This window comes from Candidatus Acidiferrales bacterium (assembly GCA_035515795.1).
In the GTDB taxonomy this organism is placed as follows: Bacteria; Bacteroidota; Ignavibacteria; order Kryptoniales; family JAKASW01; genus JAKASW01.
Window position 1 is genome coordinate 23155 of sequence record DATJAY010000022.1, and the last position, 23950, is coordinate 47104.

A 23950-nucleotide genomic window follows, 5' to 3' on the forward strand; every position below is an offset into this window, starting at 1 on the left:
GATGCTACCCCAAATACAAACCCCGCCAGATGGAGTCAGCCCTAAACAATATCGGAGGATCTATGATGAAGCACTTTTCACCAGTTCTTGGAACTTTAACATTAGTTTTATCGATTTATTTACTAACTGGAGTTAATTCCGTGAGTTCAGCATCGTACCCGCAAAGCGTGTCCGGCCAGGATACTGCCGTCCAGAAGTTTTCTGTCACGAATCCCTTTGCAGCCCCGAGCCCGCTTCTTTATCAGGCTCCGCCGTTCGACAAGATCCATAATTCCGATTATATGCCCGCCATCGAAGAAGGAATGCGGCAGCAGTTGTTAGAGATCGACAGCATCGCGTCCAATCCGGCACCCGCGACGTTTGATAACACCATCGTGTCCATGGAACGATCGGGCGAGCTCCTGACTCGAGTTGCCAAAATCTTCTTTGCCGTAGTCCAATCTAACACTGACGACGAACTTCAGGGGGTGCAATCCGAGGAGGCGCCGAAACTCGCTGCTCACAACGACGCGATTTACCTCAACGATAAATTATTCCAGCGAGTAAAAACCATATATGACAACAGGGAAAGTCTTCATCTAGGCCCCGTGCAGGAATTTTTGGTCAGGCGTTATTATATAGACTTTGTACGCTCCGGAGCACTTCTATCGGAGCCGGACAAAGAACAACTTCGCTCCCTCAATCAAGAAGAAGCGAAGCTCGTAACAGATTTTCAGAACAGACTTCTCGGGGCGACAAAGGCCGGCGTTCTTGTCATCGATGACAAGAGCCAGCTCGCGGGACTCAGCGACGCTGATATTGCTGCAGCGGCACAGGCTGCTCATGACCGAGGACTTGACGGCAAATGGGTTCTGCCGCTCCAGAACACAACACAACAGCCGGCACAGGTTTCTCTCTCTGATCGGTCCGTCCGGGAGCGGCTGTTTCAATCATCCACGATGCGAGCCGAGCGCGGCGATACGGACGACACTCGTGACATCATCGCACGCCTCGCCGAAATTCGTGAGGAGCACGCTAAGCTCCTCAGCTTTCCAAACTACGCCGCCTATGTGCTGGAAGACCAGATGGCAAAAACGCCCGAGGCTGCGATCAAACTTCTTACCGATCTCGTTCCAGCCGCAACGGCAAAAGCGCAGGGAGAATCGAAGAAAATGCAGGAGATGATTGACCGTCAGAACGGAGGTTTCCAGCTTCAGCCGTGGGATTGGCAGTACTATGCAGAAAAAGTTCGCAAGGCCGAATATGACCTCGACGAGTCGCAAATCAAGCCGTACTTCGAATTGAATCACGTGCTGGAAAATGGCGTCTTCTTTGCTGCGAACAAACTGTACGGTTTGACATTCAAGGAACGAAAAGACATTCCCGTCTATCAACAGGATGTTCGGGTGTTTGAGGTTTTTGACTCGGCGGGAAAATCGATTGCGCTCTGGTATTGCGATTACTTCAAACGCGACAACAAGAGCGGCGGCGCATGGGAAGACACTTTCGTAGACGGTTCGGGGCTACTCGGCACGAGGCCGGTTGTTTTCAATGTCGCCAACTTCACAAAACCTGCTCCGGGTGACCATGCACTGCTTACCTATGACGAGGTGACGACCATGTTCCACGAATTTGGACACGCGCTGCACTCGATGCTGACGACCGTAGAATACCCGCGGCTGGCGGGAACGAACGTGCCGCGAGACTTCGTCGAATTCCCGTCGCAGTTCAACGAGCATTGGGCGATATACCCCGAGGTGCTGGCTCACTACGCGAAACACTATAAGACGGGGAAGCCGATGCCGAAAAGCCTCGTCGAAAAGATAAGGAATGCCCGGACGTTTAATCAAGGTTTCGCGACCATGGAGTACCTTGAAGCGTCTTTGCTGGATATGGCATGGCACACATTGCCTTATGGAACGGCAGTGACGAATGTCGATTCGTTTGAAACTGCTTCGCTAAATAATTATCACGTTTACGTGCCTCTCATTCCGCCGCGCTACCGTTCAACGTATTTCGCGCACATCTGGAGTACTGGCTACGCTGCAGGCTACTATTCATACCTGTGGAGCGAAGTCCTCGATGATGACGCCTTCGCGTGGTTCAACGACCACGGCGGACTGACGCGCGCAAATGGTGAACGATTTGAGAAAATGATCCTCTCGCGAGGCGGATCAGAAGATGTCGGTGGTCTTTACCGTGCATTTCGCGGACGCAACCCGGATGTGAAGGCTCTACTGGAGGACCGCGGATTGATACAGAAGTGACGGAGCTTTGCTTCTTAGGTTTTGCGGTTGGGAAGAAGAATTATTGATTTGCGGCGAATGGATCGTCTTAGAAATATGATTCGAGCTTTATGTAGTACGCCTGCGGATAGTACCAGTATTCAGTGGAGGGCTTTCCGTAAGTGTAGAGCGTGCCGAGGGTGATAGAGGTGTTGTCGCTCGCTGAGTAGGCGAATGTCCCTGCAAGGTAGCCGCTCCCGTCGTTGAAGTTTGAGTTGGATGACAGCGAAACGGTGGTAAGCGGAGACAGCTGATAGGATCCGGTCACAACGAGATAATCCTTTGCGACATTGAGAATCCTTCCTTCATATAGATCGATCAAGTCATAATTGATTCGATCGAGTGCACCCTGGCCGTTGTGGTAATACTCGAGAAGGCCGTAGAGTTTATCTGTGAATTGGTAATCCGCACCGAGAATCCATTTTATGAAATACCCGGTGTGCTTAAGAATGTCAGAAGACACGAGCGCCTCGCCTCTGACTCCAGCTCCGCCGATATCACCGGCAAAATCTCCACCATCTACCAGGCGTTTATCTACATATCCGGTCATCAGTGAAAAATCGTAGTCAAAGATGTTGGTGTGGAACCTAGCAGCATAATCTGAATATTTAAAATGATACTCGGCGTTATAGACAAGCTGAAGATTCGTAAGCTGACCGAGATCGAATTTCAAAGATGCAGCGTCTGAGCCATCCTTCTCGATCTTGCCGAAGTTTGCGGGATTGATCGGGTTGAATATGTCGGTTGGATTCCAGACTCGACCCGTTCCCCAGCTGATGCGCTGTCTCCCGATCACGAGCGATCCGAATGAGAAGTCTTGATCGAAATACAGACGGTCGATGTAATGAGATGCCGCCAAATGATTTTTGGCAATTGGCTGCCAGTGAAGACTGATCACCTGTCTCATCGGAGTCGTCGAAGCCAGGACGAAGGATGAGTTCTGTGAGTAATACAGCCCGTCAATTTCATATTCGGCTCCAATTTTCGTGTTGTTGCCAATGTGGAGTATCGGGCGGAGGCGAAGCCTGGCGAGGTCGGCAAATTCTGAATTTGACGAAGCATGCAGGTTCTGGTAGATCGGCATATCCACGACATAACCTGAGAAATCGAAAGCGGTAGACGATGTGTCAGAACTCTGTGCTTTTGTTTCAGAATAAAATATCGCCGAGAAAATTGCACAGTATTTGATTGCACACCGGAAAGACATGCAGGCTAATTTCTTTTGTCGCCTGCGATCCGGCCGTCTTTCAGAATGAGCAGCCGATGCGCGCGCTCGATGACCTGCGGGTCATGAGATGAAAAGACAAATGTAATTCCGTCTTCACGATTCAAGTTTTCCATGAGCTCAAGAAGTTTCACTGCGGTTTCCGAGTCAAGATTCGCGGTGGGTTCGTCTGCCAGAACAAGTCTCGGTTCATTGGAGATCGCCCTTGCAACTGCGACCCTTTGCTGCTGACCGCCGCTCATTTCGTTCGGGCGTTTACGGGCGAGCTCCGCAATTCCAAGCTGTTCCAGCAGGGCGAGACTCCTCCTTTTCCGTTCACGGGGATCGATTCCGCGGAGCATCATGGTGAACTCGACATTTTCAAGTGCGCTGAGGACGGGATTGAGATTATACGCCTGAAAAACGAAACCGATTTTCCTCAGCCTTATATCGGCGAGCTCTCGCCGCGATTTCGAGCCGATATCCTCACTGTCGAGAAAGACTCTGCCTTCGGTCGGCTTGTCGAGCGTTCCGATGATATTGAGGAGCGTCGTTTTCCCCGAACCCGACGGTCCGGCAATGACCGAGAAGTCTCCCGACGAAACCGCGAGGTTTATTCCCCGCAGTGCTTCGACAGGCACGCCATTGTCCTGGTAGACTTTTTTAACACCTTCAACACGAATTATCTCTGAACTGCTTTCTCCTGTATCCATAATTACATTACTCCCGAATTCCATGATCCCATTTTAGATTGACCTTATTGCCTCGACAGGATGAAGACGGATGGCCTTGACCGCGGGATAAACGGCTCCGATTACGGTCACAAGCGGTATTATGACGACAGCCTTGATGAAGTCGGATGTCTCAAGGGCAGGAAAAATTTTCGAACCGGATCCCCATGATCTTAAACTCTCCGCGAATATCGAAAGATCCCAACCGTTTCGAGAAAGATCGATGCAGATGAAGTAAGCAATTGCCAGCCCTACAATGGTTCCTGCAATTCCGAGAAAGAACGCCTCAACCAGAATCATCCTGAATATTTTCCTGTTAGACATTCCGACAGCCATCGCCACACCGAACTCATGTGTCCGCTCTAAGACCGCCATGAGCATGACGTCGATGATCCCGAAGATCAATGCGACCGCGATGATTCCGTAGATGATATAGAATATTTGATCATAAAATCCCAGCTGCATGACAAACAGGGGAAGCATCTCCTCGTAGCTCATGGTTTCAAATTTGTCGGATGAACCAGGTATTGCCTGGATCTCCCTTCGGAGACCGCTTAGCACGGATGGAATCTGGTCCCGGCGGATCGGATTGATCACAAATTCAGAGACCATGTCGTGGACATTTAACATTTGCTGCATTGTTGCAATTGTGACGTAAACGTGCGACTGGTCGAAACCGGAATTCGAAGTCTCGTAAATACCGCTGATGCGACATCCTTCCGAACCGACATTGCCGTCCAATTGTGAAGCCATGATGACGATCTTATCGCCGATCCCGGCTTTCAGTTTTTCTGCAATTGCGGTGCTGATAATTATTTGATTGGGCTCGTTGTTCAGATACCGTCCTTTGACCATGTATTGGGAGATCGTCGTCACTTTCATTTCTTCGTTCGGGATAATCCCAACTATCGCGACTCCGGCGGAATTATATGCGCTGCAGGCGAGTCCATAAGTTCGCAGACGCTCCGAGTACTTGACCATTGTCGAGTCGTGATCGAGAATATTTCTTATGAGGCGGGGCGAGCGTATCGAATTGTCGATGCTGGGGTCGGCTTGGTAGCCTGCCTTATGAACTTGCATGTAGCCGACGTCGGCTCCGATCTGGTTCGTTAGCATCTGTTCCATGAAACCGCGGACAAAGCCGCGTGTCAGAACCAGGGCAAAGACTCCGACCATGATCGAAACGGTCAGTATCAACGATCTTCGTTTATTCCGCAAAATATTTCGCCAGGCGATCTTGCTTATCATCGGTGCGTCCCAGGACATAAGTGTTCGACCGGACCGGAAGATTTTAAGTACGAAGTTCTAAATTCAAATACACCACAAACTTCCGATTGAGATTTTGAAATCATAAATTGTCTTGTATTTAGAGTTTTGGATCGTGAATTCCACATCAAGTGTATCTTATTCCTTTGAGCGGCTCGAGTCGCAGCACTCTCCATAAAGGATAAAATGTTGAGAAGAATGAAATAATGAGAATTGTCGACGAAGCGAGAATGGAAGTTGCCGCCGATACGGTCGAGGTAATTACCGGGACATTGAAACCATATTGTTCGTAGATTTTTGCCAGATTTCCACCGACAACTATCGGGTGGACGAGAATATAGTAGCTGATTCCTATCCCGACCAAGTTGCCAGCCAGGATGCCGATTACAATCATGAAGAATATTTCGACGGCGACTGTTACTGCCAATTTCTCCTGCCGCATTCCCAGAGATAGAACGACTCCATATTCTCTGAACCTTTCAGTGACAGACATCAGAACCGCGTTCAGAATTCCGAAGCCGACTACGACGAGGAGAATGATCATGAAGACGATGTCTCCGCTGTGCTTAAATTTCATCGTCTGGTCCATTTGAGGCATGAGAATCTGCCACGGGACTGCCACGAGGCCCGAAGATTTCAAACCGGAATTGAGCTCGGCGGTAACTTCGGGCGCATCGTCCATGTTGCCGACGGAGATGGCAACTGCATTTACCCGGTAATTCATTGAAAGAAAAGGCTGCAGATCAGTTACCGTCATGAATGCACCCATTCGGTCGAACTCGTCTGATCCGGTTTTGTACGTGCCGGCAATCCGTGCAAACATATTCCCGAGAACGCCGTCAAATCCCTGGCAGAGCACCACCACAGAATCTCCTATCCTTGCCTTCAGATTTTGAAGCAGCCTGTACCCTAAAACGATTTCGGGAACTCCGTTGCCTTGATCAGCATTCGACGCGAGGAAATGTCCTTCCGATATTTTGTTTTCGAAATCGGTTATTGTCTTTTCTGAGCCGGGTGAGATTCCCATGATCATTACACCCATGGAGTGGTCCTTGTAACTCAAGAGTCCATCCGCCTGGATTCGCGCAGAACTGCCTTTGATGAGAAAGTTCCTATCTATCAGTCGTTTTAATTCCGGGGAAAATACGAAGCTCTTCTGTAAGGTGGGATTATCCACATATCCCGGCTTCTGGATTTGTATAAATCCGGTGGAGAGCCGGGCGGCTTCTCCTATCGCTTCCGAGATAGTTCCGTTGTCGACGTTCATTTTTATCATAGTGAGAGAGGCAGCAAAAGTGATTGCCGCGATGACGAGGAATGATCGCCTGCGGTTTCGCCAGAGACTTCGCCATGCAATGCTGATGAGCAACATTGTCGACTATTTCTCCAGCTCTTTTAATGAGAAGATGCCGTTGGGGATCTTCGTGTCGAAGGAGGCTTCGTCCATCTTGATTTCAGTCGAGTGGCTCTTGTCGGAGTTGTACATTGTCCAGACTGAAGGCACCGTTCGTCCTCCCATGGTTTTGAAATCGCTCATCACCATGGTTCGCATCAATTTTCCCTTTTCATCGAAATATTCTACCAGCGAAGGCAGATTGTCTTTTTTTCTTACCCAGTAGAACATTTTTCCCCATACTACGGGGGCATCTGGTTTCGGAATCAATTGCAGCTTCCAGCAATCTATATCTTCCACTTTCTCGGTCCCGTCTATTGTGATATCGTAATCTTCCGTGAGAGTCTCTCCGCGAACCATATCGTCGTAAGTGTAGTCCGAGCCGTTCCACGACTGGAGCATCATGGACGGAGGAATCCTGATTGTAGTTTCGGTTGCCCTGAGGTACATCCAGATTTCGTTCCCCAATTTGAGAGTACGGTTGTCGGCCTCGCGCGCGGGTGCGAGTATTTTCACGAGAGCCTTCGAATCGCCGATTGACCAGCTCTCCATCTTCATGGTCCTTGTGTAATCCGGAGTGGTAATCGTCATCTCCATTATGGAATGGCTTGAGGATTTACCCTTTATTGCGTCTTCGGCTTTCTGAATAATTTGTTTGGCATCTTGCGAGTACACTTTGCCCGCCATTGCGATGATTGCTAAAACGACTACCGATGAAGCGTACTTCATGTTGCAACTCCTTGACATCTTATTTATGAGTCTTGATTCCATCCATTATCAATTTGATTCCTCCGCGGACCTGTTTTTCGAAATCCATTTCTATCCCGAGTGTCCAGAAAAGTGCCGCCCCTTCGATGATTTGATATATTGTGATGGTGACTATGCTCGGATCGACGCGACGGAACTCTCGCTTGTGAATTCCGTCCTCGATTATATTCTGCAAAAGAATCACACCCGCACGGAAATCCCGCCTCATCATCTTCTTGATTTTTTGATCTCTAGATGCAATGACGAACAATTCTTGAATAACCGGTCTGAATCGTTGCATTTTCTTCATCTCTTCAATCATATACTCAATAAATCTATCCATCCGCTCTACTGCTGTACCTCGTGCCAGCAACTTCTCCATTCTGTTGATTTCCTCTGGATTAAAAAATTCCTCAATCAACTCCGATATTATTTCATCTTTGCTTTTGTAATACCAGTAGATCGCTCCTTTACTTAATCCCGATTCGCGGACTATATCGTCCATGCTCGTTTCCTTGAGGCCGGTTCGAGCGATCGCCGAGATGGCGGCCCTCACGATCTGCTCTTTTCTCTTGGCGATATTTTCTAAGCTTGCCTTTCTCGTCATATAAATAAACCGACTAGTCGGTTTATTTATAATATAAATCGGGCCACTTGATTTGTCAAGGCAAATCAGGGGGAATAATATAGACTTCGGTCAGGGAGTTGATCCTTGTGGACCCGGTTTGCTTGGTGGAATTTAAACCTGCATCTGCTATCTTTTAAAAACCGAGAATGCTGCGTTGAACAAGCTCGTCATAGTACTCGATATAGTCTTGGTCGCGATGGTTGGATATTTCACATGGTTCATGTCCACCGACTATCAAACCTTTCACGGGCGGTACCACATGCCGTTTGTGTTATGGATAATCGACACTGTCGACTTGTTCATACATGAAGGAGGACATTTCTTCTTCGGCTTCATGGGTCAAATGATTTATTTCATGGGCGGTTCTTTGATGCAGATAGTTCTTCCGTCGCTCGCGATTTATGTTTTTCTTAGGTCGAGTCTGCGTAGTCTGATCGGGACTCTCTACTGGCTCGGTCATAATTTGATAAACGTTTCCGTCTATATCGGAGACGCGCCGTACAGGAGACTTCCTCTGATTTCCGACAGCGCCATCCATGATTGGAATTGGATTTTCAACCGGGCAGGAATGATGGATTCCGCTGAGATGATTTCGAGCGTGGTTCTTGCTCTCGGTATAATTTCATGCTGCGGAGCAACAGCGACCGCAGTTTATTTTTTAGCCCATGATTTTAGAGAAGTGGTCGTTTCATCGAACGAAATCCCCGGCCGTCCTGAGTGAAAGACGGAGAGGTTCTTTATGATGTGAAACAAATGTTACACGGAATCAGTAATATTACAAACGATACATCTTATCGGCGATAGTCGATTTTTCATCCAAAGTATCTCACAACGCTGAACAAACGATAAAAAAATGCCGGAAACTATCTTAGCGACATATGGACTCAGTAAGAAATTCGGTGACCGCTGGGCCGTGAAGGATATAAACCTTGAGGTACATTCCGGGGACGTATTCGGGTTCCTCGGGCCGAACGGCGCAGGCAAGAGTACGACGATCAGGATGATCCTCACTCTCCTCTCGCCCACTGCCGGGAACGTAAAAATTTTCGGAAAGGAGGTCAAAGAAAACCGAAGGTTCGTCCTCTCCAAAGTGTGCGGCATTGTCGAGAAACCCGACTTTTATCTTTACCTTTCGGCTCACAAGAACCTCGAAGTCCTCGGCTCGCTCACGCACAGAGTAACAAGAGACGAAATCTTCAATGCGTTGGAAATAGTCGGATTGAGGACGAGAGCATTCGACAAGGTCAAGAGCTTCTCACACGGGATGAAGCAACGTCTTGGAATTGCTCAGGCTATTTTAACAAAACCCGATCTCATTATCCTGGACGAACCCACTTCCGGCCTCGATCCGCAGGGAATGAAGGAGGTACGCGAGCTTGTCATGAAGCTTTCCAGAGAGCATGGTACCACGATTTTTCTCTCATCCCATCTGCTTACCGAAGTTGAAGCAGTGGCAAACAGAATGGCAGTGCTCAATCACGGCGAACTTATAGCTCAAGGAGACGTATCCGATCTCTTGAACGGAGATTCATCCTACTATTCTCTGGAGGCGTCTCCGCAGGACAAGGCGGTCGCGCTATTGAAGAAAACTGACTGGGTCGAAATAATCTCGGTCGCAAATGGAATTGACATCCATGTGGAATCACGAAGGGCCGCTGAGCTGAATAGACTCCTTGTCATGAATGGAATTGATGTTTCATCCTTCGCGGCGAAACGGACACTCGAGGATTACTTCTTGAAAATCACGGAAGGAGCGTCGGAGGTATGAGACTATTCGCCCTTGAAGCGCAGAAAACTTTCCGGCGCTGGAGAACCTACATCGGCTTTGCTGCAGTTGCAGGTGCGGTGATTCTCCTCGAAATCATCATAAAGATGAACGAAGCCACCATGGCGAAAGGTTTTGCAGGAAATCTAAATACGGATTTTCTCGTTTCGGGAAATATTTTAAATGTATGGACCATAACCACTTTCGTGATGAATTCTTTATACATTCACGTCCCGTTCCTGATCACTCTTGTCGCAGGCGACATGGTTTCCTCTGAAGGCATGTCTGGAACCATCAGGTTTCTTCTGATCAGACCTCCTTCTCGTGCAAGAATTATTTTTTCCAAATACATCATGATGCTTTTTTACACTGCAGCCTTGATAGTTTTCCTTGCCGTGCTTTGTATCGGAATCGGGCTCGCATTTTTCGGGAGCGGAGATGTGATTCACGTTCAGCCGGGAATTCCGCACATTGTCATATTACCGGAGCATATCGCCGCCTCGAGGACTCTTCTCGCCTTCCTCGCGGCAATTCTCTCGATGTCGGTAGTCGGGTCGCTCGCGTTCTTGTTCTCGACGCTTGTCGATAATTCAATCGGCCCGATCATCGGGTCGATGGCCGTCGTGATAATTTTCTTGATCGTTGGAAATCTACCGTTCGAATCACTTGAGGCCGTTCGGCCGTATTTGTTCACAACCTATATGAATATCTGGCAGCTATTTCTTGACGATCCTATTAATTGGGGTGAGGTAGGCAAATATTCGCTTGCGCTTCTCGGGCATGACGCGTTGTTCTTTGCTGTTTCATATTTCGTATTTTTGAGAAAGGATATAAAAAGTTGATAACCTTACTGCAGATTTTGATTGTATTCGTCCTTTTGTCCCCGGCCCAGGGAAATGATAATGGCGCGAAATATCTTCAGAATGTCTCGGATAAGTTTTCGAAAATTATGGACTACACGGTCGATCTCAGGGTTCATCTGGATCTTGAAAGTGTCAAGGCTCAGGATATGATGGCAACATTATATTATAAGAGCCCGGACAAGGTGAAGCTCGATTCGAAAGGCACTTTTCTCCTGCCGAAAGAGGTAGGAGTGTTCAATCCGCGGATGTTCAGCGGCGAGAATTTTGACGTGAGCGTCGAAGAAAACCTGCAATACGATGGAAAACCTGCCGTCAAGCTCTCACTCTCGTCAAAAAAAGATTCATACAGAGATCGAAGGATAATTTTGACCGTAGATAAATCGGAATGGTTGATAAGAGAGATTTCGACTGAGCCGGCGCCCGGCAGTATAATGGACGCCAAAATTAATTATGGGACCTTCGACGGTTTCGAACTTCCGACCGAAATAGACGTGAATATCAATTTGCCTAAGGCCGATTCATCTCAAGCCAATTCGAGCCCGCGCCGCCGGTTTGGCGGAGTAAATGGGAACGTTGTGGTATACTACTCAAACTACAAGGTGAATTCGGGACTGAGCGACAGTTTATTTGAAAAAAAAGAGGAACACTGACAACCCTGACGCAAGCCGGGGAATAATTAATCCATCTATGGAGCGTTCCATGAGGCGTTCAAATTTATTCCTCTCTATCGCCATTTTCGTCACGGCGCTTCATATCAGTGCTTGTTCGGCTTCAAAGAGCGCAGCCGATGCAGTGAGATTGAAGGGGGCCCTGCAGCGTTACCAGGATCTGATTCTCCACATGGACAATGACGGAATCGCAGACCTGTTTGCCGAGCAAGGTGAGCTGGACAATCCGGGAGAGTCGCCGATTCAAGGTCGCGAGTCGATTCGAAAATTCCTGAAGTCTTTCACCGAATACAAAGTCGTTGAGGAATCTTTGGATGCCGATTCTACCGCGGTCGCGGGTGCTAGTGCTACACAAATAGTGCGCTATCATCAGAAGGTCACGGTCCCGAGCGGCAAGACGGTGGAAGTCTCGGGACGCATGAAGATCAATTGGATTGAAAAGGGCGGCAGGTGGCTCATTCTGCGCGAGGAATCCTTGCCGAAAAACTGAAAACTTGGTTATGTCGGATACTAGCTCCCGGTAACATGGAACAGATGGAGCAGGAAACACACCAGCCAAAATCTGTTTCATTCAAAAAAAATCTGTAGAACATGAGGAAAAGAAAATGCTGCAACTGCGTCCGAATTGTGAGTGCTGCGATAAAGATTTGCCGCCTGAATCTACCGAGGCGAGGATTTGTTCGTTCGAGTGCACCTTCTGCGTCAGGTGTGCCGAAACGATACTGAGCAATGTGTGTCCTAATTGCGGAGGTGAACTCGTCGTTCGACCGCGTCGTCCTGCGGATCAACTGATCATGTATCCCGCTTCTCTTGATAGAGTTTACAAACCGGGAAGCTGTATAGAGTAGTTTAATGTAAGCAGCAGAAGGTTTGCACGAGGGCAGAACCGACATGATCCATTAATCTTGATAAACTTTCCTTCCTCAAGTATATTTTGATGAAGGCGCCACGTAGAACAAGAGGAAGAGGTGTCCATAGTTTCCATGGGAGAGTCCATTGCTCAACTAGATCACGCTCGGGAGAGCGAAAGGAAAGTTTGAGATTCAATTTTCTAAAAACCGTTTGTCGGGGATTCGGTGAGTAAGACCGTTTCGATCACGCCTCTAATGTCACAATATCGAAAAGTGAAGGATCGCTATCCTGATGCGATCGTCCTTTTCAGGATGGGTGATTTTTATGAGACCTTCGAAGAGGACGCGAAGATCGCGAGTTCGGTTCTCTCGATTACTCTGACGAGACGTGCAAACGGCGCGGCAGCGGAAGTCCCGCTTGCAGGTTTTCCTCACCATGCGATAAACCAGTATCTCCCTAAACTTGTGAAAGCCGGATATCGCGTCGCGGTCTGTGAGCAGCTCGAGGATCCGAAACTCGCCAAAGGAATTGTCAAGCGCGACATAGTTGATGTGGTCACGCCTGGTGTAAATTTTTCTGCCGAGTCGTCAAAAGTGAATAACTATTTTGCAGCTGTGGTCTCAGATGAACGGGAGTTCGGGATGGCTTTCTGTGACGCGACAACGGGAGAGTTTAACTTCGCGCAAGCCGGTCTCGATGAATTGGAGACATATCTCGCGAGAGTGGAGCCGCTCGAAATCGTTTTGCCGCGCAATACTTCGGAGAAGATCGAGCCGACAATCAACGCCACTTTAAAGAAATCGATCGTGACCCGCCGGGACGATTATATTTTTAATTTCGATTATACCTATGATAAACTGGTACACCACTTTAATGTTCAGAATCTGAAGGGGTTTGGAGCAGAATCAAAAATCCTCGCGATCCAGGCTGCGGGGGCTGCCCTCGATTACCTGGCGGAGACTCAAAACGGCAATCTTGCCCACATTGTGGGGATGTCTGAATTCAGCCTTTCCGGTTTTCTGGAAATCAATAGGACAAGCCGCAAGCATCTCGAAATTGTTGACGGCGCCTCCGACGAGAATAGAACGCTTCTTTCCGTACTGGATTCTACGCAAACGCCTATGGGCGCGAGGCTCCTCAGAAGAATTTTGCTCCAGCCCCTGAAAGACATCGAGCAAATTGATTCGCGGCTTGATGCGGTCGAAGAGTTGATCAAAGAAACGGAGACCCGCGGCGAGTTGGTCAAATCTTTGTCGGGCTTTGGAGATCTCGAGAGATTAGTGGCGAGGATTTCGACTAAACGGGCCTCCCCTCGCGAACTTGGCGCACTGCGCACCATGTTGAAGAGACTTCCGGAAATAAAGTCGATGATCCATGACCTGGCCCGCGATCTAAATCGTGGACTCTGGCATGAGATGGAGGATGGGATCGATCTCGAAGCATCATTGTTAAAACGGCTCGACGATTCGCTTGCGGATGATCTTCCGGCCCAAGTCGTCGACGGCGGCGTAATCAAAAAGGGTTTCAACACAGAGCTGGATGAGCTTCGAGGCCTTGCTTTTAATGCTAAGGATTGGATCGCACGTATGCAATCAACGGAAAGACAGCGAACCGGCATCCAGTCTCTGAAAGTAGATTATAACTCCGTATTCGGATATTATATTGAGATTACAAGATCAAATCTCTCGCGAGTCCCTCCTGATTATATTCGCAAGCAAACGCTTGTAAATGCGGAGCGATTTATTACGCAGGAGCTAAAAGAGTATGAAGAAAAAGTTCTTCATGCCGAGGAAAAAATCCAAAAGCTGGAGGCGCAGCTATTCGAGGAGTTGAGAAGCGAGGTCGCTTTGCAGTCGCCGTCGCTTCTGGCAACATCGAGGGTTCTCGCTCTCGCTGACGCTCTAATTTCATTTGCGAATGCAGCGGTTGCAAATAGCTACGTGCGTCCCGTAATTGATGAGTCGTTCGATATCGAGATCGAAGCCGGAAGACACCCGGTGGTGGAAAAAGTCTTGCCGAGCAGTGAAAGTTTCGTCCCGAACGACCTGCGTTTGACTGAAGGAAAGGAGCAGATCGCGCTCATTACGGGACCGAACATGGCGGGGAAATCTGTCTTCGTCAGACAAGTTGCCCTCATAGTCTTGATGGCACAGGCCGGTTCTTTCGTACCTGCAAAACGTACACGGATCGGAATTGTGGACAAAATTTTTACCCGCGTCGGCGCCTCGGATAACATCAGCGCAGGCGAGAGTACTTTCATGATCGAGATGCAGGAGGCGGCGAATATTCTGAATAATGCAACTCCGAGAAGTTTAATCCTCCTGGACGAAATCGGGAGAGGGACAAGCACCTTCGATGGCGTCTCGATAGCATGGTCAATCGTCGAATACCTACATCAGAACCCCGCGCGGAATGCCCGAACTCTGTTCGCCACACATTATCACGAGCTCAACGAGCTCTCCGATCTTTATCCGCGTGTAAAAAATTTCAAGGCGGACGTGCGTGAATACGGCGGTAAAGTAATCTTTCTCCACAGAGTCGTTGAAGGAAGCGCAGATCACAGTTACGGAATTCATGTCGCTGAGATGGCGGGCCTACCGAGGAGCGTGACATCGCGCGCAAAAGAAATCTTGACAAACTTAGAATCGTTCGAGCTTTCTGCGACGGAGACTGCTTCAGGGTCTCAATCCAAGTTGGACTCGCTTCGCACTCAGAAGATGCCGAGACCGCACAGGGTTATATCGAAAAACAAGGAAGGCGATTTGCAGATCGATATGTTCCAGCTCGGCGATGAGGAACTTCGTGATAAGATAAAGAGCGTTGACGTGAACAACCTCACTCCGGTTGAAGCTCTCAACAAAATTGCCGAAATTAAGAAAATAATTGAAAGGGAAAAGTAAATGCAGGAAACGGGTCGTGTGGTGTCGGTCCGCGGTTCAACCATAGTCGGCGAAACGGCGGCGGCCGAAAACTTCAGTGTAGGAGCGTATATTTCAATTGCAGTACATGATACAAAGATACTTGGCGTAGTCACCTCTGTCGAGCTGGCGCCCAATGCAGTGGTCAGGTTCGTCGCCAACCTCTTCGGGAAATCGGTCGCCGGAAAATTCGAGAGAGGAACAGAAGACCTCCCATGGCCTGGCTCGATAATCGAGATACCGTCGGAGTCCGAGCTTGATATCATCTTCAATACTTACCGAAAGCATGATTTTGCTCTCGGAGAAATTTCTCTTCTTAGCGGCAAGAAAAACTATATTGACCCCGACAAGTTTTTCAGCAGGCACATTGCGATCGTCGGCGCGACGGGATCGGGAAAATCCTGCACGGTCGCTTCCATACTTCAAAAAGTTGCCAAACTTCCCGGGGCGAGAATAATCATGATCGACCTTCACGACGAATACGGCGAAGCGTTCGGCGACCTCGCCGAGCGCGTCAACATCGGTGAATTCGAATTGCCGTATTGGGGGATGAACTTTGAAGAGCTGGTAGAAACTTTTGTCGACCCCGACGATCCTTTCGCGCGAACTGAAACTGTGGCAATGTCTGAAATCGTATTGAGCAGCAAAAGGCTGAAAAATCTCGCTTATAAAGATTCTCTCTCCGTCGATTCCCCCGTCTATTTCGATCTCTCCGACATAAAGGTAAGAATGCAGGCGCTCGATACAGAACGGCTCCCGAACGGAAAGGAAGGCCCGTTCTTCGGCAATTTCACTCGATTCGTCTTTAAATTTGATACCAAGTTTAATGACAAACGGTACGAATTTCTCTTCAAGCCGAAACGTTTCAAAACCACCGAAACTTTTTCTCAATTTTTGGATTCATTGTTCGGATTGAAATCCGGGAAATCTGTCGTGGTCCTCAACCTGAGCAACGTGCCGCAGGAAGTGACGAACGCCCTGGTCTCACTCCTCTCCCGATTGGTTTTTGACTTCAACATGTGGAATCCTGTCCGGGCAAATCTTCCGATACTTCTCGTCCTCGAAGAGGCACATAATTATCTAAACCCGCGCGGTCAATCGCAGACGGCCCGTCGAACGATCGAGCGAGTCGTCAAAGAAGGGAGAAAGTACGGGGTGAGCTGCATGGTGGTGAGCCAGCGTCCAACCGATGTAGCGGAATCCATTCTTTCGCAATGCAGCAACTTCGTGACTCTTCGTCTTTCGAACCCGGATGATCAGGCATTCATAAGGAAACTGATTCCGGAGTCGATGGGAGACCTCCTTGACATAGTTCCGGTGTTGAGACAGGGAGAAGGCCTTCTTCTAGGGGATGCCTGCATTATTCCGCTTCGAACGAAAATTGATGCGCCTGATCCGTTCCCGCGGAGCAGGGATGTGGAGTTCTACACGAAGTGGAGCATCCTCCCGCCCGCGGTGGACGTCGCGGGCGTCGTGGAACGATGGCGCAGAGTGAATTACTGACGGCGACGAAATCGGGAACTGAGAATTTGAACAAGTGAATCAGCGACAGCTTTTCCACACGATAGAAAAAACTGCATCGAAGGATTATCGCAACGATGAGGAATTGCTTCTGAGCGTCGTGCGCGAAATAATCGGCTCAGACGAAATGCGAATAAAAGGGGGAAGAATATGGAAGCTCGTTCCGAGAAAGAACGCCTATGTTCTCGTCAAGCAGATCGCCAAAGTCAAAGCTTTGCCCGACGACTTCATGCTGAAGGTCTCGGATTACGCTGATTTCGTCAAGATCGGGATTCAGAAAACTCTTCTAAATACTGAACAGAACCAGGACCTTCGTAGCAGAGGCATCGAGAAATATTCGGCGACAGGAGTCGGCGAGAAAGTCAAAGTCAAGGGCGTGCCGCTTTACCAGTATGTCCTGGCGTTCAACACGAACGGTGAAAACCCGGAGCTTTTCGACGCGCTCAACGTCATTGGAAGCGCAGTCACTGCGGTTCTGCGCGAGCGAAATGCTCTCGCGCGAACAAAACAGCTTGAGCAGGATATCGACAAGGCGCGCGAGATCCAGAGGAGCATTCTTCCCGAGCACGAACAAAAGTACGGTTCGTTTGAGATGTTTGGGGTCTCGGTCCCGGAACGAGTAGTTGGCGGCGACTTTTTCGACTACCTGCCGTCAGGTGAAGAAGGCGAACGGCTCGGCGTCGCCGTTGGCGATGCTGCGAGCAAAGGATTGAGCGCGGCAGTCGAGGCGCTGTATGTATCCGGCGCATTGAAAATGGGAGTCGAGCTTCAGACTAACATGGCTTCACTTGTCAAAAAAATAAACAATCTTGTCAACTGGACTTTTTCGGATTCTCGTTTCGTGACGTTGTTTTACGGCGAGTTCACCGACGGTAAAAGCGGGCTGTTTCTATACGTAAATGCCGGTCATAATCCGCCGATATTCTATAAGAGAAATAAGGGGGAGTTTTCCCAGCTCGATCCTACCGGTCCGGCTCTCGGAGTTGCGCCGAATGCGCGTTACCGTATCGGAAACGTGAACTTTGAAAAGGACGACCTGCTCATACTCTACACCGATGGAATTACAGAGGCTACCGATATTAATTTTTCCCTGTATGGCGAAGAGAGACTGAAGCGAAAAATAAGCGAGCTCGTGGATAGTGAGCCGCAAAAAATTTGTTACGGAATAATGGAAGATGTACAACGGTTCTCCGCATCGTCGGCGTATGCTGACGATAAGACCTTGGTAGTGATCAGAAGGATCGCATAATGTACGAAAATGAGAAATTATCCGGTCTCAACGGGCTCCTCTCGATGAGGAATTACTTCACAGGAATATTGTAACGATGGAATAACGGAACGGCAGATCGATGGAACAATTAAATGATGTGATGGCGCTGGTTCATTCACCGCAGACAAAGCTTCCTCAAGTAAAACTTGTAAAGGCTTTTGCGAATTCCTTCAAGAATGTCATCGCGACGGCGCGGACGTGTTATTCCTCGAAGGGAATCATCGAGGATGACTCGGTCGATCTCGATAAATACCGGGACCTCGCCTTGAGTATCTACGAAGCCGGGCACCACACCACGTTCCAGCATGCGACTTTCCAATTCCAGCTTTCGAATATTTCCCGGCAGTTCATCTGGTCTTTTCTTCATTCGCATCCGTTTTATAATTCCGAGCAGGTAAGCCAGCGGTACGTTGAGGTGAAAGACGGAAATTATTTTCTTCCTCCACTGCGCGGCGAGGCGCTCGAGCTTTTCACCAAGACCGCTTCTGCTCAGGTGGAATCCTACCGGAAGCTGGTCGAGCTTTTGATGAAACCTGCCGCCGGCGAGTATTATGAAATATTTCCGAACCGTAGAAATGACAGACGGTTTGCAAGCGAGGTGAAGAAGAAGGCCCAAGAAATTGCGAGATATGCGCTCCCGGTTGCGACTTTTTCCTATCTTTATCACACCATAAGCGGGATTACACTGCTCAGGTACGCGAAAATGTGTAATGCCGGGGACACGCCTTATGAACAGCGGCTCGTCGTCGGTATGATGGTACAGGAGCTTCTGAATTTCGATGAGAATTATAAAACGGTTTTGGAAGATCCCCTCCCTGAAAATTATTTCACGGAGAATGTTTCCAGCATCCGCGGGACTATGGGGGCGGATACCGGCGAGTTTATCGCGGAATTCGACCGCGAGATCGGGAATCACACTTCCAAGCTGGTCGATTACAAAGCAAATTCGGAGAAAACTATTGCCGATTCGGTTCGCGAAGTTCTCGGCAGAAGTCGGGCGGAACTTCCGGACAATGAAGCTATCTCTCTTGCGATCGATCCTGCAAAGAATAAAATCCTGGGCAACTCGCTTGTCCTGACGACTCACGATAAAGTGTCCCGTGCTTTGTACCATGCCTCATACACATTCAAGAAGAAGTTGAGCCACACGGCGGATTCGCAGGACCAGCGTCATAGGATGACCCCGGCATCCCGACCGGTCATAACCGAGCACATGAGTGATGAGCCGGACTACATTCTTCCAAAACTGGTGCAGATGGAAGAAGCCGCCGAAAAACTCTACCGCCGGACGATGGATATGACCTGGGAAGCTATTAATAAACTTCTGTCTATGAATGTCGGCAAAGAATACGCAGCTTATCTTCTCCCCAACTCCTTTCCGATTCGTTTCACGGAGTCGGCAGATCTGCTGAACCTCCATCACAAAGTAGAAATGCGGCTGTGCTACAACGCGCAGGAAGAAATCTGGAAGGCGTCTCTCGACGAAGTGGAACAGATAAAAGCTGTTCATCCGACTCTTGGAAAATTTCTGCTCCCGCCTTGCACGGTGCGCATGATGGCCGGAACAAAACCGTATTGTCCCGAAGGAAGACGTTATTGCGGCGTTCCGGTCTGGAAGCTCGATACATCGGAGTATTCGAGAACGATTTAGTCAGATGGTCTTCACGATTTATCAAGTCGCTGTCTTTTTTGTCATGGCGGCGATCACCTCATTCACGGTTTATCAGGGAAAGCACGGCGGGTATGATACCCTCGTCGGCTGGAAGTATCTTCCCATCGGTTTGTCTATGATAACTTTTGGAATGGTGATGGGCAACTTGAAACCCATTGTCCCCCACCGCTTCACCACCTTTTATAACATTGTTCAGTATTTCGGCCTGTACCTCCCCGGAATTTCTTTGATTGGCTACGCTATGGTGAAGCTGATACCCGGTATAACGGAATACATGGGTATACTCGCTGAAAAAAAATACCTGGAACAAAGCAAAGCATTTACGAAGCATCTTCTCAAACTCCAGGAGAGCGGCATCGTGCTCGCTTCGCCCGGAAGTCTCGGAGACGTTTTACAGCGAGTAGTCTCGATTGCTCAAGGAGTGACAGGAGCATATTTTTCCGCGATCTTTCTTTTTAACTCTCGCTCCAACATGATAAACGCAAGTTATTATTCCGGAAGGGGCGGGGAAACTATTGAGAAACTTGTCGAAACAAGTAACATCGATCTGCGCAATGTCGAACTTCCAGCGGACAAATTGGAGTTCCTTAAGCGACTCGCCGCGGGCCGGAAACCATACATAAGCTCGGACTGCCGCGAATTCCTCGACTTTTATATGGGAGACAAACCTGTCCCCGATGCTGGCTTACTGGACCAATGGAAGGTGAGAGAATTTGTTTTGGTTCCGCTGAGTATCGACAACATATCGGAAGGGATTCTCTGCTATCTTTTTCCCAACGGAGATTATTCCCAGGTGCTTCTCGAGCTTTTTGCGAATCAATGCTCGCTCGCAATGCGGAACGCAAAGCTGTTCGACGACATGCAGCAAAACACGATTGCACTCGAAGTCCAGCGGCGCAAGGCTGAGAATGCAAATCGCTCAAAGACCGAATTCCTTGCGAACATGAGTCACGAATTGAGAACTCCGCTCAACGCCATCATAGGTTTCAGCGAAGTTTTGAATACGGATCTGCATGAAATGCCTCCCGAAATGACTCACCAGTTCATCGGCCACATCAATCACAGCGGGAGACATCTACTGGAACTCGTCAACGATCTTCTGGATCTGTCGCGGCTCGAAATCGGAAGACTCAAGCTGGAGAAGTCGAGGTTCAAGTTGTACGACGAGCTGGCGCAAGCTGTCGAGATCGTGCAGCCGATGGCCGCCGAGAAAAAAATTACTATCCATATGGAGATAGAAGAATCGCTCGGCGAAATTTTTGCCGACCCGCAAAAACTCAGGCAGATAGTCATAAATTTGTTGTCCAATGCCGTGAAGTTCAGCCATATGAACAGTGAAATAGACCTGACCGTTCGAAAGAATGAGGAGTCGATTCACTTCTGCGTCGAGGATTTTGGGATGGGAATAAAAGCGGAAGACATTGAACGGCTCTTCAAGCCGTTCGAGCAGTTGACGCAGAATCCTTATGCAAAAAAGTACCGCGGCGTCGGATTGGGCCTTGCGCTTACGAGACGCCTAGTCGAATTGCACGGTGGAAGAGTCTGGGCCGAAAGCGAAATCAGCCGGGGTTCTAAATTTTTCTTTACTATACCGCAATGAGGAGTCAGAAGTCGAAGGCAAGACGTCAGCCGTTTTGACTCCCTGCATCTTGCTTTCGTACGATGATTTTTATTTCTAAAAGATGAAATACACAATCAAGAAGAGCACGGTTGGCGAGGCTCAGCGGCAGGTTTTCAAAATTGATTACGAACGAGACCTCAATCCCGACCAGCTCGATGTCGTCCGAACTGTAGACAGCCCCGTGCTTGTCATCGCGGGCGCTGGAACAGGAAAGACAAAGACGCTGACATATCGTGTCGCGTATCTCGTCGAGCTCGGGGGCAATCCACAATCTATTTTACTTCTCACCTTCACGCGCAAAGCCGCCGGCGAGATGCTGAAGCGCGCCGCTTCTCTGCTGAAGTCGACTTCGGCGGAGCAGGCGTCCGGCGGGACTTTCCATTCGTTTGCAAATTCTACTTTAAGGCGCTATGCGAAGACGCTTGGCTACGGCGAGCAGTTTACAATTCTCGACGATTCCGATGCGGCGGATGTCGTGAACCTCCTGCGAACCAAAATCAGCCCCGAAAAGAAAGGCCAGCGGTTTCCTAAGAAGGAAACACTCGTCGATATTTACAGCAAGTCCGAGAACACTCTGGCTCCGATAGAGGAAATCGTATTCAAGAATTATCCGCGGTTCATTGAACAGCTCGACGATGTTCTGAAATTGAAGAGACAGTTCGACGAATATAAGCGGAAATATAATTTGATGGACTACGACGATCTTCTGAAAAATCTACGCGAGCTCCTGGGGCAGAATGAATCCGTTAGGAAGTCCATCGCAGGCAAATTCAGCTTCATCATGGTCGATGAATTCCAGGATACGAATAAAGTCCAGGGAGACATCGTGAGGCTTCTTGGGGCCGACAAGCAGAACGTCATGGTCGTAGGAGACGATGCCCAAAGCATTTATTCTTTCCGTGGCGCGAATTTCAAAAATATTTTCGACTTTCCTTCGTATTTTCCTGATTGTAAAATCATTAAGCTTACGGAGAACTACCGCTCGACGCAGGGAATACTCAACTTCACCAACAAAGTCATCGATGCAGCAAAAGAAAAGTATGATAAGGAGCTCTATTCGAGGAAGAAAGTAGGGGGAAAACCCGCGGTCATCGCGACGGAAAACGAGAATGTCCAATCGAAATTCGTCGTGCAGAGAATACTCGAGCTTCGCGAGGCCGGGATCTCTCTAAACAACATCGCCGTTCTTTTCAGATCGTCTTATCTATCGTTCGACCTCGAAATAGAGCTTACCAGGGCGAATATACCGTACACAAAATTCGGCGGGATGAAGCTGGTGGAGTCCGCCCACATAAAAGATGTAATTGCCTTTCTGAGGGTCATCGAAAATCCTCAGGATGCGGTTGGCTGGCATCGAATACTTCTGCTTCATCCGGGGGTCGGGCCGAGAGTCGCGGAAAAAGTTCTCGACCGGATTGCAGGCGGCGGACCTGCAAGTACCGTTGAAGAACCCGGACTAAAAATCCCTACGAGCACTGCTGAACTCATCGAATTCATCAATGAAGAAGGCGGAAGAAAGAATCAGCCGTCGGAAAAGGTTGAGTCAGTGCTGAAATATTACGAGCCTTTGATGCGGTCGAAGTACGATGATTATGCCAAGCGAGAAAAGGACCTTGTTATGTTTGCTTCAATTGCAGAACGTTACCGTTCGCTTCAAAATTTTCTCGCCGACCTCGCGTTGGAACCGCCCACGCAAAGTGAAGTCGACATGGGAGAAATAGATCAGGAGCAGGAGCAGCTCGCGCTCTCGACAATCCATTCGGCCAAAGGACTCGAATGGAATAGCGTTTTCATTATCTGGGCTCTCGACGGGAAATTCCCATCTTTGCATGCAGGCGAGGACGACGACGAGCTTGAAGAAGAAAGACGTCTGATGTACGTTGCGTGTACGAGGGCAAAAGAAAATCTTTATGTCACGTATCCGATGAACATCTACGACAGGGAAAGCGGAAGGATCTTCACGAAGCCGAGCAGGTTTATCGATGTGGTTCCGGAAGATTACTACGAAAAGTGGGAATTGAATTTCGAGTAGTTGAAGTTTTCCAGCTTCGCTATCTTGTTATCCTACAACAGTTCCGAGGTAAGCAGCCCCGCCACGATGAGAACCCCTCCGATCGCCCCGACATTTCCGACGAATTCTCCGAAGGCGAAAAACGCGATGATATTCGCGAGAACCGGCTCCATGGAAAAAATTATCGCGGCTTTTACCGGTGTGGTCTCGCGCTGATATTTTGTCTGCAGGTAAGTTGAAAAAACAGTTGCGAGTATCGAAGTATAAAGGAGTGCCCAGATCAGTCCCGTTGTAAGATGTACTTCCACCCTTTCGAAGAACGGAGCCGCCGCAATGGAGAGAAGACAGGTAACCGCGAGCTGGAGAAGAGTGAGTTTCGATACGTCATGTTTTTTAGAGAAAATGTCCAAATAGACAATGTATATCGCGTAGGAAATGGCACAAAAAAGGGTGAGCAGGTCTCCAATATTAAAGCCTTGCCCGCTCGGCGACGTCAGCAGGTAAAGTCCGACCGCGACCAGAATTACTCCGATCAAATTTCCTCTTGAAGGAATTT

General features: G+C 48.8%; 20 protein-coding genes. 13 read left to right on the plus strand and 7 right to left on the minus strand.

Going from position 1 to position 23950, the window contains the following annotated elements; translation table 11 throughout:
• The first annotated feature begins 140 nt into the window (after positions 1–140).
• Positions 141–2246: a M3 family metallopeptidase gene (locus tag VLX91_09695; GenBank protein HUI30477.1), complete on the plus strand. Its 2106-nt coding sequence runs from the start codon at positions 141–143 to the stop codon at positions 2244–2246.
• A 67-nt stretch (positions 2247–2313) separates the two neighbouring features.
• Here the strand turns inward: VLX91_09695 and VLX91_09700 are convergent, their stop codons facing one another.
• From VLX91_09700 to VLX91_09725, 6 genes are all read right to left on the minus strand, one after another.
• Entirely contained in the window at positions 2314–3471 is a 1158-nt protein-coding gene (locus tag VLX91_09700) for a hypothetical protein (GenBank protein HUI30478.1), read from the minus strand.
• A gap of 5 nt (positions 3472–3476) precedes the next feature.
• A complete protein-coding gene (locus VLX91_09705) occupies positions 3477–4181 on the minus strand; it encodes an ABC transporter ATP-binding protein (GenBank protein ID HUI30479.1) in 705 nt (234 codons plus the stop codon).
• Between the two features lie 33 nt (positions 4182–4214).
• Positions 4215–5447, minus strand: coding sequence for an ABC transporter permease (locus tag VLX91_09710; protein HUI30480.1), 1233 nt, complete (start codon positions 5445–5447; stop codon positions 4215–4217).
• 145 nt (positions 5448–5592) lie between these two features.
• Positions 5593–6837: an FtsX-like permease family protein gene (locus VLX91_09715; protein ID HUI30481.1), complete on the minus strand. Its 1245-nt coding sequence runs from the start codon at positions 6835–6837 to the stop codon at positions 5593–5595.
• Between the two features lie 6 nt (positions 6838–6843).
• On the minus strand, positions 6844–7587 hold the full coding sequence (locus VLX91_09720; GenBank protein HUI30482.1) for an outer membrane lipoprotein-sorting protein: 744 nt from the start codon (positions 7585–7587) through the stop codon (positions 6844–6846).
• A gap of 19 nt (positions 7588–7606) precedes the next feature.
• Positions 7607–8212 (minus strand): TetR/AcrR family transcriptional regulator, encoded by a 606-nt coding sequence (locus tag VLX91_09725; protein HUI30483.1) that lies wholly within the window; start codon positions 8210–8212, stop codon positions 7607–7609.
• Positions 8213–8387: 175 nt separating this feature from the next.
• On the opposite strand from VLX91_09725, the gene VLX91_09730 reads away from it, so the two are divergent.
• From VLX91_09730 to VLX91_09785, 12 genes are all read left to right on the plus strand, one after another.
• Positions 8388–8954 (plus strand): hypothetical protein, encoded by a 567-nt coding sequence (locus tag VLX91_09730; GenBank protein HUI30484.1) that lies wholly within the window; start codon positions 8388–8390, stop codon positions 8952–8954.
• A 132-nt stretch (positions 8955–9086) separates the two neighbouring features.
• Positions 9087–10001: an ABC transporter ATP-binding protein gene (locus VLX91_09735; protein HUI30485.1), complete on the plus strand. Its 915-nt coding sequence runs from the start codon at positions 9087–9089 to the stop codon at positions 9999–10001.
• On the plus strand, positions 9998–10840 hold the full coding sequence (locus tag VLX91_09740) for an ABC transporter permease subunit (protein HUI30486.1): 843 nt from the start codon (positions 9998–10000) through the stop codon (positions 10838–10840). Before VLX91_09735 ends, VLX91_09740 begins: the two co-directional genes overlap by 4 nt.
• Positions 10837–11511: a hypothetical protein gene (locus VLX91_09745; GenBank protein HUI30487.1), complete on the plus strand. Its 675-nt coding sequence runs from the start codon at positions 10837–10839 to the stop codon at positions 11509–11511. The genes VLX91_09740 and VLX91_09745 overlap by 4 nt, the downstream gene beginning before the upstream one ends.
• Before the next feature lie 49 nt (positions 11512–11560).
• Positions 11561–12019, plus strand: a complete 459-nt coding sequence (locus tag VLX91_09750; GenBank protein HUI30488.1) for a nuclear transport factor 2 family protein — start codon at positions 11561–11563, stop codon at positions 12017–12019.
• Between the two features lie 115 nt (positions 12020–12134).
• Positions 12135–12377, plus strand: coding sequence for a DUF1272 domain-containing protein (locus VLX91_09755; GenBank protein HUI30489.1), 243 nt, complete (start codon positions 12135–12137; stop codon positions 12375–12377).
• Positions 12378–12605: 228 nt separating this feature from the next.
• Positions 12606–15281, plus strand: a complete 2676-nt coding sequence (gene mutS / locus VLX91_09760; GenBank protein ID HUI30490.1) for a DNA mismatch repair protein MutS — start codon at positions 12606–12608, stop codon at positions 15279–15281.
• Entirely contained in the window at positions 15282–16802 is a 1521-nt protein-coding gene (locus tag VLX91_09765) for a helicase HerA-like domain-containing protein (GenBank protein ID HUI30491.1), read from the plus strand.
• Positions 16803–16836: 34 nt separating this feature from the next.
• On the plus strand, positions 16837–18069 hold the full coding sequence (locus VLX91_09770; GenBank protein HUI30492.1) for a PP2C family protein-serine/threonine phosphatase: 1233 nt from the start codon (positions 16837–16839) through the stop codon (positions 18067–18069).
• Positions 18070–18169: 100 nt separating this feature from the next.
• Positions 18170–19741, plus strand: coding sequence for an FAD-dependent thymidylate synthase (locus tag VLX91_09775; GenBank protein ID HUI30493.1), 1572 nt, complete (start codon positions 18170–18172; stop codon positions 19739–19741).
• Positions 19742–19745: 4 nt separating this feature from the next.
• Complete coding sequence (locus VLX91_09780; GenBank protein ID HUI30494.1) at positions 19746–21362, plus strand: GAF domain-containing sensor histidine kinase; 1617 nt, start codon at positions 19746–19748, stop codon at positions 21360–21362.
• An 82-nt stretch (positions 21363–21444) separates the two neighbouring features.
• Complete coding sequence (locus VLX91_09785; protein ID HUI30495.1) at positions 21445–23415, plus strand: ATP-dependent helicase; 1971 nt, start codon at positions 21445–21447, stop codon at positions 23413–23415.
• Positions 23416–23447: 32 nt separating this feature from the next.
• On the opposite strand, the gene VLX91_09790 is transcribed toward VLX91_09785, so the two are convergent.
• Positions 23448–23950: DMT family transporter (locus VLX91_09790; protein HUI30496.1), on the minus strand; the 503-nt coding region annotated here is incomplete at its 5' end.